9 protein-coding genes are annotated in these 12021 nt (G+C 54.4%); 4 read left to right on the forward strand and 5 right to left on the reverse strand.

Translation table 11 applies throughout. The features are described from left to right. The first annotated feature begins 27 nt into the window (after window positions 1-27). The 3 genes from EJ361_RS04045 to EJ361_RS04055 all read left to right on the forward strand — a co-directional run bounded on the left by EJ361_RS04045 (window position 28) and on the right by EJ361_RS04055 (window position 5196). Window positions 28-882 carry a hypothetical protein gene (locus tag EJ361_RS04045; RefSeq protein ID WP_126244080.1) on the forward strand — a complete coding sequence of 285 codons (855 nt, stop codon included), beginning with the start codon at window positions 28-30 and terminating at the stop codon, window positions 880-882. Then, window positions 879-4505, forward strand: coding sequence for a BamA/TamA family outer membrane protein (locus EJ361_RS04050; protein ID WP_126244081.1), 3627 nt, complete (start codon window positions 879-881; stop codon window positions 4503-4505). Before EJ361_RS04045 ends, EJ361_RS04050 begins: the two co-directional genes overlap by 4 nt. A gap of 148 nt (window positions 4506-4653) precedes the next feature. Next, window positions 4654-5196, forward strand: coding sequence for a hypothetical protein (locus tag EJ361_RS04055; protein ID WP_126244082.1), 543 nt, complete (start codon window positions 4654-4656; stop codon window positions 5194-5196). A 59-nt stretch (window positions 5197-5255) separates the two neighbouring features. On the opposite strand, the gene EJ361_RS04060 is transcribed toward EJ361_RS04055, so the two are convergent. The 4 genes from EJ361_RS04060 to EJ361_RS04075 all read right to left on the reverse strand — a co-directional run bounded on the left by EJ361_RS04060 (window position 5256) and on the right by EJ361_RS04075 (window position 9988). Beyond that, a complete protein-coding gene (locus EJ361_RS04060; RefSeq protein ID WP_126244083.1) occupies window positions 5256-7637 on the reverse strand; it encodes a hypothetical protein in 2382 nt (793 codons plus the stop codon). Window positions 7638-7704: 67 nt separating this feature from the next. Beyond that, window positions 7705-8331 carry a DUF3267 domain-containing protein gene (locus EJ361_RS04065; RefSeq protein WP_126244084.1) on the reverse strand — a complete coding sequence of 209 codons (627 nt, stop codon included), beginning with the start codon at window positions 8329-8331 and terminating at the stop codon, window positions 7705-7707. 5 nt (window positions 8332-8336) lie between these two features. After that, complete coding sequence (gene lysA / locus EJ361_RS04070) at window positions 8337-9563, reverse strand: diaminopimelate decarboxylase (protein WP_126244085.1); 1227 nt, start codon at window positions 9561-9563, stop codon at window positions 8337-8339. Window positions 9564-9601: 38 nt separating this feature from the next. Beyond that, on the reverse strand, window positions 9602-9988 hold the full coding sequence (locus EJ361_RS04075) for an RNA-binding S4 domain-containing protein (protein WP_126244086.1): 387 nt from the start codon (window positions 9986-9988) through the stop codon (window positions 9602-9604). 358 nt (window positions 9989-10346) lie between these two features. Between EJ361_RS04075 and EJ361_RS04080 the strand changes: the two genes are divergently transcribed. Beyond that, window positions 10347-10628: a hypothetical protein gene (locus tag EJ361_RS04080; protein WP_126244087.1), complete on the forward strand. Its 282-nt coding sequence runs from the start codon at window positions 10347-10349 to the stop codon at window positions 10626-10628. Window positions 10629-10773: 145 nt separating this feature from the next. Here EJ361_RS04080 and EJ361_RS04085 read toward each other — a convergent pair whose 3' ends face one another. Next, window positions 10774-12012 carry a lytic transglycosylase domain-containing protein gene (locus EJ361_RS04085; RefSeq protein ID WP_126244088.1) on the reverse strand — a complete coding sequence of 413 codons (1239 nt, stop codon included), beginning with the start codon at window positions 12010-12012 and terminating at the stop codon, window positions 10774-10776. Between the last annotated feature and the right edge of the window lie 9 nt (window positions 12013-12021).

A 12021-nucleotide genomic window follows, 5' to 3' on the forward strand; every position in this document is an offset into this window, starting at 1 on the left:
TTAATTTTATCCGATAAAGAATGGCTTATGAAGATGTTAACTTGCCTGTTGCCGGTTATTCTGTTGCTGTCTTGCCAGCCGGCCGGCCAGAACGATGCCCGGAAACAGACTTCCCCCGAAGGCTACCGGCTCGAACAATTCGAACGTTTCAGGGTGCGCGAATCGCTCCAGGAGATCTCCGGCCTCGTGTTCTACCGCGATGAAGCGCATTTCATCGCCAATAACGATGAACAGGGCAAACTCTTCCAGGTAGACCTCCGCGCCGCCGCCCCCTACCCTTCCTGGAAGTTCGGCAAAGGCGGTGATTACGAAGAAACCGTGTTCACGGGGAAAGACTGGTTCGTGCTCAGAAGCAACGGTAGCATGAACCGGGTAGACGGCATGTTCTCCGACTCCGTTTCCGCTACCATCGCGCATTTCCCCCATAACTGGAAACGCGAGTTCGAAGCGGCGTATTACGACCGCGGAACCGACCGTATCATCGCCATCTGCAAAAACTGCGAAACCGATAAAGGCCAACAGCTAACGAGCGCCTTCAGCTTCCGGCCCGATTCCATGACCTGGAGCCCCGAGCCCGTGTTCCGCGTTCCGTACGACAGTATCCACGGCCTGAAAGAAGGCCCCGCCAAACACTTCCGCCCCTCCGGCGCCGCTGTGCATCCTATCGAAAACAGGGTATATATCGTGTCTTCCGTGAACGAATTGCTCGTAATTACCGACCTTCAGGGCAACGTCCTCGAAACACACCGCCTCCCGCGGAAACATTTCTCCCAGCCCGAAGGCATCACCTTCGCGCCGAACGGCGATATGTACATTTCCAACGAAGGCGACGAAGACCATACAGCCGATATTCTCAAGTTCAAATACCATCCCAAAAATTGAAATACCTCGCACTCATATTCCTTGCCTGTTTCTCCTTACGCGCCATTGCGCAGGACGACAGCATCCAGCAGCGGATCATCCTCATCGGCGACGCCGGCGAAATGCGTAACGGCATCAACCCCGTCGTGGATGCGGTCAGGCGCAACTTCAAGCTCAACGAAGGCAGGCACACCGTGCTCTTCCTGGGCGATAACGTATATCCGCTCGGGTTACCAAGCCCCCTGGCGAAGAATTTCTCCGAAGCCCGCGCCACCCTCGATTACCAGGTGAACCTGGTAAGGGGCACCGCAGCGAAAGGGATTTTCGTACCCGGGAACCACGACTGGTCCAAACACCGGCCAGACGGATGGCGGCAGATCCGCAACCAGCAGCAATACATCGATTCGCTGAAACTGCCGAACGTGGATTTCCTGCCGAAAGACGGTTGCCCCGGCCCCCTGGCCGTTCCGTTGGGAGACGACGTCATGCTCATCGTGATGGACAGTGAATGGTGGCTCTACCCCGGCGCCAAACCCGGCCTGGAATCTTCCTGCGATCAGAAGACGGAAGACGAAGTGCTGGCGGAAATCAAGGATATCGCCGCCGCCAATCCCGGTAAACTGCTCGTTTTCGCGGCACACCACCCGCTGCGCAGCCACGGTATCCATGGCGGATATTATACCATCAAGCAACATATTTTCCCTTTGACGGACGCCAAACCGTACCTCTACGTACCCATGCCCGTCATCGGCAGCGTGTATCCGCTGGTGCGGGGCGTGTTCGGCACGCGCGAAGACCTCCCGCACCCCTTGTATAAAAGATTGATCCGCGGGATCGAAGGCGCCATTCCGGCCGATGCGCCCACCGTTTTCGTAGCAGGCCATGAACATACGTTGCAGCTCATCAACGAAGGCCACCGGTATTTTCTCGTGAGCGGCGCCGGCGCAAAGGATAGTCGCGTGAAACAGGGGCCCGGGTCCCTGTTCGCCAGTAAATTCTACGGTTATAGCGTGATCACGGTGATGAAGAACGGAAAAGTGAAAGTGGATTTTTATAATGAGAACGACGCTGCGCCCATCTTCTCCCATTCCCTTTTCAACCTGAGCGAATATCGCCGCCACCTGGCGCAGGAAGCCGCAAAGCCGACCCCGTCGTCGGTAACGGTGGCCGCCGATCCGAGGTATGAAAAGGTGAACGGTTTCCACCGGTTCATGCTCGGCGAAAACTACCGGAAAGTCTGGAACACACCGCTGAACTTCCCCGTGATCGACATAGATACCGTCAAAGGCGGGCTCAAAGTGACCAAGCGCGGCGGTGGCATGCAAACGCGTTCCCTCCGGCTGGAAGACACTTCCGGCAGGGAATGGGTATTGCGGTCGCTGGTGAAAAACCCCACGTCCGCCGTTCCCGAGCCGCTGCGGGAGACCTTCGCGCGGGAGATCGTCCAGGATCAGATTTCGGCCTCCAATCCGTATGCACCGCTCGTTGTATCGTCTCTCGCCGAAAAAGCCGGCGTTCCGCATACCAACCCGGCTTTCGTGTATTTGCCGGATGACACCGCGCTCGGCATCTTCCGCCAGGATTTCGCCAACGGTGTATATCTTTTCGAAGAACGCGAGCCCGTTACCGCCAGCAAAACCTACAACACGCTGAAAGTGCTCGAGAAACTGCTCGAAGACAATGATAATTCCGTAGACCAAACGGCTGTGCTCCAGGCGCGCCTGCTCGATTTTTTCATAGGCGACTGGGACCGGCACGATGATCAGTGGCGCTGGTGGGCGGAAACCAAAAAGAAACGGAAAATCTTCAACCCCATCCCCCGCGACCGCGACCAGGCGTTTTTCGTCAATGAAGGCCTCATCCCGCGGATGGCGAGCCGCGCATGGCTCATGCCCAATATCCAGGGATTCAGGAAAAACATTCCCAACATCAATGGCCTCAATTTCAACCCGCGCTACTTCGATCGCAACTTCCTTTCCAATCTGCCGGAAGAACAATGGTCGAAGCAATCCGTGGAATTCTCGAAACTGATGACGGATGAAGTGATCGAAGTAGCCGTTCGGCAACTCCCCGATTCCATCCGCAAACTGACCGGGCCGATGATGGTGGAAAGGCTGAAGGCAAGACGGGAAATCCTCCGGCAGGAAGCCCTCAAATATTACCGCTTCCTGGCAAAAGGTGTTGATGTAACCGGTTCGCAGAAAAACGAACAGTTCACCATCGATCGCCTGGAAGGCGGGAAAGTGCGCGTGACATCCCGGAAGATCAGCAAGTCGGGAGACATCGAGCAAAAGCTTTTCGACCGTACTTTCGATCCCAGACATACCCGCGAAGTGGCGATTTACGGCCTGGGCGGCGAAGACCGGTTCATCCTTACCGGAGACGGCAATCCGCGCATCCGCGTGCGACTGATCGGCGGGCCTGAAAAGGATACGTATATCGACAGTGTGCCCCGCGGCGGTGGTAAAAAAGCATTGATCTACGATCTCAAACAGAAAGAAGACTCCTTCGCCGTGGGCTCCCGGACCGGAATGCGCCGCTCCTCCCACCCGGATGTGGTCCGCTACAACCGGATGGCCTTTAAATACAAGAAACTCATGCCGCTCGTTACCGGCGGCTTCAACCTCGACGACGGGCTGCTGCTCGGCCTGGGCATGGAATATACCGGCCAGGGGTTCCGGAAAGATTCCTTCGCCGTTCGCCACCGCTTTACCGGCATGCACGCGCTGGCCACGGAGGCCTGGCAATTCCGGTACGAAGGGCAGTTCAACGACGTTATCGGCAAATCGGACCTGCTGCTGCATGGCCTGGCGCGGGCGCCGCATAATACCGTGAACTTTTTCGGGTTCGGCAACGAAACGGAATACGACAAAAACAAATCCGACCCGCCGATCCGGTATTACAGGAGCCGGTTCGATTTCTATTCTGCCGAAGTGATGCTGCGCACCAGGGTGGCGCAGAACATCACTTTCGCGGTGGGACCTTCCATTACCGCGGCTACGCTGGAACCGGAGAACAATTACGGCCGCTTCCTCGACGATTTCGACAAAGCCGATTCCGCGCGGCTCTACGCCAATAAAAGTTACGCCGGCCTCCGCGGCACTTTCAGCATCGACACGCGCGACAATAAGCTGGTAGCCACGCGCGGCCTGCTCTGGAACACGAGCGTGCTCGGCAGCAAAGGCCTTACCGGCGCCAGCAACAACATGCTGCAGGTGCGGTCGGACATGAGCATCTACGCCAGTCTCGGGCTGCCGCCCAACGTAGTGCTCGTAACGCGGCTCGGCGGCGGTTATACCTGGGGCAACCCGGAATTCTTCCAGGCGCTGTCGCTGGGGGGAACGGCGAACCTCCGTGGTTTCCGCAACAACCGGTTCTCCGGCCACGGAATGTTCTATAATAACATGGAACTGCGCATCAAACTGTTCGACTTCACTTCCTACATCCTTCCCGGATCGGTAGGCATGATCGCATTCAACGATGTGGGCCGCGTCTGGCTGCGGGGCGAAGACTCAGGGCAATGGCACAACGGCTTCGGCGGCGGGCTTTACTTCTCACCGGTCAATCTCGTGGTGGTAACGGCCGTGCTGGGCCATTCGTCTGAAGGCACGTTGCCTTACGTGACGTTCGGGTTTAAATTCTGATCGTTTTATCCGATAGCGGAAAAGGCGTTCCCGGACCGGGAGCGCCTTTTTTCATGCCCCGATCCGAATTTATCATGCCTGCGATTTCACCAGTGGGATATTTATTATTCGTTAAATTACTATCCGTTTAAACCCAATCCCTATTTGTATGATGAGAAAAAAACTGTTTCCCCTGGCGGCGATACTACTGATCGCTGCAGCATGTTCCAAAGACAAAGAAGCATTGAACAATGAAAAGCGCAAACCCAATACGAACGCGCTTTCCAATGTAACCTTTTATGAGTATCTGGGACAGGGCATTTCGTACGGCTACGCAAATCTTAAAACGGTCAACACATCAGGCGGCAACCTGTACATCGAGTACGATTACTCCGTATTGGGAGACGTCAGCCGCGTAAAGGCGAACGGCCTGATGCAACTGGATGTGAACAATCTCACCATCAGCGGCGCCGTCACCCATTGGCAATCTGTATCCGACACCGCCTGGATTTTCGACATCACGTCAACGGTTACCAGTGTATCCGTTCAAAAGACCAATCCTGTCGGGTTAAGCTACACGGGTCAGGTGGCTGGTAATATGTCTGTCACGAAAAGACCGAAGAACCCCGGTGGTACTGGCACCGAATTTTTAGGGAATTATACTTTTAACAAGACTTTTAACGGAGTAGTCATACCTCCGCCTGAAAACTGATCGTAAACGACAAGGGCTGACCAAATCGGTCAGCCCTTTTTTTCGTATTATGGCAATCTTTAATTGGCGTTTTCAGACGGAGCCGGCGCCGGCAAAGCGCGGCCCATGTTCACGCTGAGGCGGATGGCCTTGAGGCCGCTCACGCCCTGGAGCTCTTCCAGGTCGAGCATTTCCACATCGCGGAGCAGCACGTCTTTGTCGATAAGGAAGTCGATAAATTTACGATATTCTTCCGCTTCACGGGTATACGAATATACGATGGCGATCTTGCCGGGCTGCGTGAGGCGCTCGTTGGTATCCCTGACCCGTACCTTGTCGATCCGTTTTTTCATGATCTCGTACCGCATGTTGTACGCTCCTTCCACATCGAACCGCCGTTCGTCTTTCCGGAAACTGATGGCGATGGGGTTGGAATGTGCGAGGATCAACTGCGTGGTTTGCAGCGGCAACGTGAGCGAAGGCGCCAGGTCGTGCGTGAGCCGTGCGATCTTCGCCATCGATGAAAGCTGCCACAGGCGAAGGTTTCGGAGGTACATCATGTCGAACTTGCGCTCCGGTGCTATCGACTGCCCGATGTAAATATTATACTCCACCCCGTCTGTCCGGTATTTTTCGAAGTAGCAGGGATAGGATTGCTGCAGTTCGTCTTTTTCCTTCTCCAGGAAATTGTTGATGACGGAATTGATTTCGCGCAGGCTCTCCTCGTACTCCCGGCGGTGGTGGTAGATGTGCCCCGTATGCTTGTCGATTTTCGTGAAGTATTCGTTGAGCAAGGGTTTGAGAGCATCCTCGCTGTCGTACAGGTGCCGGAAAGTGGGCGCGATCTCGTGGTCGAGGAATTCGTTGATCTTCACTTCGTCTTCCGCGAAAAGTGTGTCGTGCAGGCCGCTGAGCATCCGGTTGTTCTTGTATTGCAGTTCTTCCAGCAGCGGCAGATGCAAACTGCCGTTGATGCTTCTGAACGTTTTCTGGATGAGCTGTAACTGCTCGCGAAGGTCGTCGCGGATGGCCGTTCCCCTTTCCACCGAACTGTTGCGGATATCCACGGCGCCATACAGCGGGTACACGTCTTCGAACAGGATGTTACCGATATCTTTCTGTTTCACGCCTTTCGGTGTGTGGAGATATTCCCAGGCCGCATCGGTAAACTTCCATTCCACAGCGGGTTGCAGGGCGGTGAACTGGTCTTTGATCACTTCGTTGATCCGCTCGTTGGCCAGCTCCACACTGCGGCGGAGCAACATGGAGCCCAGCGCGTAGACGGGCTGCAGGTTGGCGAGTATTTCGAAATCCAGCGGGGTAGATCCGGAAGTGGCCAGCTCGAGCATTCCGAGCAGGTTATTTTCATGCAGGATCGGGAAGAGGATAAAACTCTTGATGCCGTGCAGCGGTAAATATTTGAGGAATGGATACAGCTCCACCGACTGCCGCGTCACTTCCGGAAGCACCAGCGGCAATGGATTGGCTTTGAGGAAGGTCATGAGCTGATCGTTGAGCGACAACCGCTCCTGTTCGCTTCTCGCACTGCTGAAAATGATGCTCTGCGAAACGTACGTTGTTTCGAGAACGCTGCGGTTGTTGACTTTCAGGAACGGAACGAGGTGAACGTTCAGGTCTTCGCGGCCTGCCAGTGTCTTGAGGTACTCCCGCGCCTGGGTATAGGTTTTCAGCTCATTGTCTTTCCGGATGTTGAGGATGAGGCTCTTCAGGCCGTTCACCACATAATCCCGCGTCACGTCCTGGATCGTCCAGATCACGAACCCTTCCAGCGCAAACGCGTCCAGCGGAACGAGCTGTTGCAGGATGGAAAGGTCCTGCGACCGGAAGTCGCCGGCGCAGATGCTTCCGCAATCCAGCTTGGGCAATTCGCCTTTCAGCCTAACGTCCACGAACCGCGGATCGATATTCACTTTGATATATTGCGTAAGCCCTTCGCCGTTAAAGGAAATGGGATGCACGATTTCTGTATCGTAATTGATCTGGAGGTTGTACCAGCGTTCCAGGATCAGTTTGTAGAGCCAGGAAAGCTTGTCGCGGCGGATCTTTTCGGGAGACATGCCTTTGGGCATGGCCAGCAGTTCCTTCCCATCTTCCGAAAAAATCTGCTGGAACTTGTCCGAATAGTAAAATATGGCGAAGCGATACGGTACGCCGATGCCGAAAATATCGCGGGAATCGTCTATGGTGACGGGAAACACGGTGGCGGTCACGAGGTCCAGGTATTCCTGGTATTTAGCAACATCCACATCACTGGCGAGGGGTTGGCTCAGTTCGGGATTGCTTTCGAAATGCCTTACGATTTCGGAGAAGAATGCGGCCCTGGACCCCTTGGCCTTTTTCGCCTTGTCTTTCATGAAGCGCACGAAAGGGACGAAAGAGATATGGCTCTCAATCAGATGTTCCTCTATCAGCTGATCCCGGTTTGCGGTAAGTATCTTCATAATTTTCTAAACCTTTATGGCTAACAGCGACAGTGCAGGATAACAGAATGTCTGGGGGGAATAATTGCTAGGGCAAAGTTACGTAAAAATACGAAATCCGGGCATCGGCGTCGTCGAAGGTGAGCGGTTGCTGTTTCCGGAAGCGGTGCATAAAGCCGCAAAGCCCGAGATCGCCCATGCAGCAAAGCGTATGGAATGCGTACATCCCGAGGAAAAAGGCCTTCCAGCCCGGGGGCGCCAGCCAGGCAGCCGCACCCATGGCGGCGGAAAGAACGACAAAGGGCCCCAAGGCAATAACGAGGAACTGCCGGTAATTCACGGCAAAATTGTGGGCCACGGCGTAAAACATAAGCTTTTTCCAGACCACGCCGTACCGGACGTCGCGGGCGCCGAACAACCGGAACAGCTGCCCGTGGATCAGTTCGTGGATGGGAATGAGGAGGAAAACGGCTGCCACCCCGGCGAGGAACCACTGGATGAAAGCGCCTGGGGTCAACGTCCCTGTTTTCTTCCAATACACGATGCCCAGGGCCAGCAAGCCCCCGGCTATCATGAGGGCTGCCAGGAGGAGCCAGTAGAAAAGGGAACCCCTGCGCATACCGTCCTTCACCGGCACCAGCAGCTCACTTATCGGGAAAGCAGCCAGCTCCGTGTAGCCTCGGGCCTGAAGTTCGTCGCGCAGGGGTGAATGCATATTTTTTACAGGGAGATTTCCACCTGGTTCTTCAGCAGGTCGTCGATCGTATCGCGCCGGCGGATGAGGTGGGCCTTCCCGTCTTTCACCAGCACTTCGGCGGGTTTCAGGCGGGAGTTAAAGTTGCTGGACATCTCGAAACCATAGGCGCCGGCGTTGTAAAACACCAGGAAATCGCCTTCGCGCACCTCGGCGATCTTGCGGTCCCAGCCGAAAGTGTCCGTTTCGCAGATATTGCCCACAACGGTATAGATACGCTCCGTGCCTTTCGGGTTGGAGATATTTTTGATGAGGTGGAAAGAGTCGTAGAACATGGGGCGGATCAGGTGGTTGAAACCGCTGTTCACGCCTACGAACACGGTGGCCGTGGTCTGTTTGATCACATTGGCCTTTACGACGAAATAACCGCACTGGCTCACGAGGAATTTTCCCGGTTCGAACCAGAGCTGCAGGGGCCGTTTGTACGACTTGGCGAACTTATTGAAAGCCTCGCTCAGCTTACGTCCGAGCAGATCGATGTCCGTTTCCGGATCACCCTGCTGGTAAGCCACTTTGAAGCCGCTGCCGAGGTCGATGAACTCCAGGTCGGGGAAATGCTCGGTCATTTCGAACATGATCTCCACGCCGCGCAGGAACACGTCTACGTCCTTGATCTCGGAGCCCGTATGCATGTGGAGCCCTGTCACCTTTAGTTTCGTGCTTTTCACGATCCGCTCGATGTGGCGCATCTGGTGGATCGAGATACCGAACTTGCTGTCTACGTGCCCGGTCGAAATCTTGAAGTTGCCGCCCGCCATGATGTGCGGGTTCAGCCGGATGCAGATCGGGTAGCTGTCGCCGAACTGGTTGCCGAACTGCTCCAGGATGGAAATGTTGTCGATATTGAGGTTCACGCCCAATTCCTTGGCCGCGACAATCTCGCCGAGATCCACGCAGTTGGGCGTAAAAATGATGTTTTTCGGATCGAAACCGGCTTTCAGCCCCAACTGCACTTCCTGGATGCTCACGGTGTCGAGCCCGCAGCCGATGGAGTTGATGTAACGAAGCACGTTGATGTTCGTCAGCGCCTTGCAGGCGTAGAAAAAGCGCGCATCGGCCTTGCTGAAGGCAGTTTTCAGCTTTTCATACTGGGTTTTGATCTTCTCGGCGTGATAGATATACACCGGGGTGCCGAATTCCTGCGCTGTTTTTACGAGAAAGTCCGCGCTGAGTACGTCGCTTTGTTTAGCCATTGTATCGGGTAAATTGAATGTGCGAAAATAATAAGAAATTAATCTTCCTGCATAAAATCGTCGAGGTCGCGGCGTTCTTTCTTTGTGGGGCGCCCGATTTTGCTCTGCCGTTTGCCGGTATCGAAGCTGGAAGCCACGCGCTTGTTGGGGTCCAGGTCTTCTTCCGGGGTGAGGTCGATGTAATATTTGATCGCTTCCGAATACGCCTGGCGGTTGGCGAGCAGGCCCGTCACCTTCACTTTCCATTTACGCGCGTCGCCACGGATATCGAATTCATCGCCGATGTTCACGGCCCTGGCGGCTTTGACGGACACGCCATTCAGTTTGACCCTGCCCGCATCGCACGCTGCGGCGGCGGCCGAGCGGGTTTTGAACACCCTGATCGACCATAGATATTTGTCTACACGCAGTTTTTCAGCTGTCATCCTGCAAAAATACGAAACGCGCGTTTTCCTGCACAACGCTGTTTGACGTATGCCGGTCGTCCGGAGACTGCCGCGTTCATCCGCCACAATCCAATCATAACCAATCACTTATCTCCCAACTAACATTACTTTTGGAGCCGAAGGTCAGGAGGCGCGACTGGTCATCGGTATACGCGCTGCCGAAGGGTGATCATTACCCGCGTTCCATGTAGCTGGGGGGTAAGGCAATTACCACGTCAAAGCGCCTCCACTTATCCACATCATATGCGCAAGACAAGCGATACATGGTATTATGCATGTCGTTTAAAGTGGTCCGGCCGGTCAATTCCGTCATAGAAATTTCATTATCCACATTTTCATGCGTTTAAAGACGATAGACCAGCATATACGGAGCCGCACTTTTTATCCGGATCTTCATAAAAACAACAGTATGGTACGATCATTAGCCGTGAAATGGGTCGAATACCCCAAAGCCCCGGAAATTCCGGGAGCTTTGGGGGAATGGCTTGCTGAAGCAACAGCATTTATTGGAGCCTTACAGGTATCGCTACATAAAAACCACGGACTACCGGCAAAAGCCCCCCTTGGCGAAGGCCTTCCAGATAAAGCATTACTGGCAAAATCCAACCGCGGGAGGTGATAAAGCCATACAGCCACAACGGCTGGACCTGGCGCTGGATATGCAGACCAGGATTTCTAAACCAGTCCAGTTTTTTCTGGACAGATCATTGTGCATAAAAAAAAGCGCCATGGCAAATGGCGCTTTTTTCTATATCGGAATGAATTTATTTTTTCCGGGTAGTGGTCCGTTTTTTCACCGGTGCTTTTTTGGCGACGGGCTTTTTAACGGCAGCTTTCACCTCGGGCTTTTTCACCGGTGCAGGGAACCTGCTTCTGTCTACGGTGGCGGCCTTGTCATCCAGGGTCATCTGGAGGGATTCTTTGAGGATTTCATCTTTTTCGGCCTGGAAGAGTTTCATTTTCTCTTTCGGAACGCGGAGGTCGTAGCTATTGGATTCTCCGGCGAGAGCCTGTGAGAAACCGGGATTGAGCCTTTCCAGCTCGTTGGTTTCCATCGCGAGTTTTTTGGCGATGGCTTCGAGCCGGTATTTACCGGAGATGTTGAACTCAACGGTGTTGAACAAATCTTCTTCGGTGAGGGGGGCCGCTTTTCTGAATTCGGCGGCGGTACTCATTCTGGCTGCAGGCAAAGACACTTTGGCCGTGTAATTGCTGCCTACGCCGAAGAAGGTGTTGAACCTGTCGAGGATATAACCGGTGGCGATGAATTTATACACATGGGAGCGGGATTCTGCGGGCAGGAAATACTGGATTCCCCAGAAATCGCTACGGCCGCTGATCCGTTGTGCACGCTGAACACCGCCGGCGCCGCAGTTGTATGCGGCTACTACCAGCAACCAGTCGTCGAACTGATTATAGAGCTCATTAAGGTATTTGGCGGCAGCCACGGTGGATTTGTAAATATCCTTCCGTTCGTCCACTTTTTTACCGACGTTAAGCCCGAAGATGCGGGCGGTGCCGCTCATGAACTGCCACATGCCTACGGCGCCTACGCGGGAGCGGGCGTTGTGCATAAGGCTGGATTCGATCACGGCGAGGTATTTCATTTCCTCGGGAATACCGTGGTCAAGGAATACCTTTTCGATCATCACGAAATATGGCGCTGACCGTTCAACCATCACCGCGAGGTGTTGGGAATAGCGGGTGGCATAATCGTTGATATAATTCTTTACGAAATTATTGTTCATCTGTTCGTACACCTTCGGTGTTCTGATAACAGATGGAAGAGCCTGGGCGGCTCTTTTTACCGAAGCGCTGGCAGGAGCCCCGTGCACCGTCGTGTCTTTGGGAAGGTGCGCGGACTTTTTCAAGGTAACGGAGGTATCGGCGGATGCATCCTGGATCGGATACACCATCTCCTTATTCACCTCAACGCTGGCGGCAACCACACTGGTACTCCCCACTAAAGCCGGCAATGATAGAAGTAAAAAGACTTTCGTCATACGCGTTGG

The sequence above is a fragment of the Chitinophaga rhizosphaerae genome (assembly GCF_003958645.1).
GTDB lineage: Bacteria > Bacteroidota > Bacteroidia > Chitinophagales > Chitinophagaceae > Chitinophaga > Chitinophaga rhizosphaerae.

Bases quoted from the DNA above. Each gene is read 5' to 3' on its own strand.
- EJ361_RS04075 (WP_126244086.1), bottom strand. From the start codon at position 9,988: ATGACAGCTGAAAAACTGCGTGTAGACAAATATCTATGGTCGATCAGG.
- lysA (WP_126244085.1), bottom strand. From the start codon at position 9,563: ATGGCTAAACAAAGCGACGTACTCAGCGCGGACTTTCTCGTAAAAACA.
- EJ361_RS04055 (WP_126244082.1), top strand. From the start codon at position 4,654: ATGATGAGAAAAAAACTGTTTCCCCTGGCGGCGATACTACTGATCGCT.
- EJ361_RS04065 (WP_126244084.1), bottom strand. From the start codon at position 8,331: ATGCATTCACCCCTGCGCGACGAACTTCAGGCCCGAGGCTACACGGAG.
- EJ361_RS04085 (WP_126244088.1), bottom strand. From the start codon at position 12,012: ATGACGAAAGTCTTTTTACTTCTATCATTGCCGGCTTTAGTGGGGAGT.
- EJ361_RS04045 (WP_126244080.1), top strand. From the start codon at position 28: ATGAAGATGTTAACTTGCCTGTTGCCGGTTATTCTGTTGCTGTCTTGC.
- EJ361_RS04060 (WP_126244083.1), bottom strand. From the start codon at position 7,637: ATGAAGATACTTACCGCAAACCGGGATCAGCTGATAGAGGAACATCTG.
- EJ361_RS04080 (WP_126244087.1), top strand. From the start codon at position 10,347: ATGCGTTTAAAGACGATAGACCAGCATATACGGAGCCGCACTTTTTAT.